The organism is Mesorhizobium sp. GbtcB19 (assembly GCF_019091085.1).
GTDB lineage: Bacteria > Pseudomonadota > Alphaproteobacteria > Rhizobiales > Rhizobiaceae > Mesorhizobium.
Genome location: NZ_JAGXJY010000101.1, coordinates 1 through 598, shown reverse-complemented (window position 1 = coordinate 598; position 598 = coordinate 1). Strand labels below are relative to the sequence as shown.

The window sequence follows — 598 nt, the reverse complement described above, 5'->3', positions numbered from 1 at the left end:
ATTAACCCTAATCTTTGGATGAACGCAGTAATAGGAACACTATTGGATAAGCAATTAACAATTACATTAGCAAAAGTACCTGTAAATGGTTGAGCAATTAACAATAGAAGATGCTGTCGTATATGAGCAAATTGATACCTATATGGTGGATATTGTTACAAACATTGGATTTAAGTTGGAATTTTGTGAAGCAGAAACAAGGGAAGACGCAGCCCGTATAGTCCGTGAGCGTTATTGTAAACACTATGATTTTCGTATTCGTAGTATTGAAGTTTCTAATAGATCGTTGAAAGAAATAGAAGCATTAGATTAAGGGGGAAATGATGATGAATTTACAAATAGGTGAAACAAAAGTGGTTCCTGGTCATTGGGTTGTATGTGAAATGGAAGATGGCCTACAAATTGTACAAGTGGAAAAAGTTATTAAGGATACTATTAATGACAAAGTAGAGATATGGGGTCAATGGAAAAGTGTAGGTTCCATTGCAGGTGACTATGGATTTAATCATATTGAAAAGTGCCGTTTTGCTACTGCAGTAGAAATTGATGATGAGGGTTGGCGTGAAGTATTTAGACGTAAAGGGAGAGTCCCAGGGAA

Annotated in this window: 2 protein-coding genes; both read left to right on the top strand. The window is 36.0% G+C overall.

Annotated elements, in window-relative coordinates:
• Positions 1–85 precede the first annotated feature (85 nt).
• The gene (locus KVT37_RS31790; RefSeq protein WP_217563175.1) at positions 86–313 is read left to right on the top strand and encodes a hypothetical protein; all 228 of its coding nucleotides are present in this window, start codon (positions 86–88) and stop codon (positions 311–313) included.
• Positions 314–320: 7 nt separating this feature from the next.
• Positions 321–598, top strand: a 278-nt coding sequence (locus KVT37_RS31785; RefSeq protein WP_217578962.1) for a hypothetical protein, incomplete at its 3' end; no start/stop codon positions are given.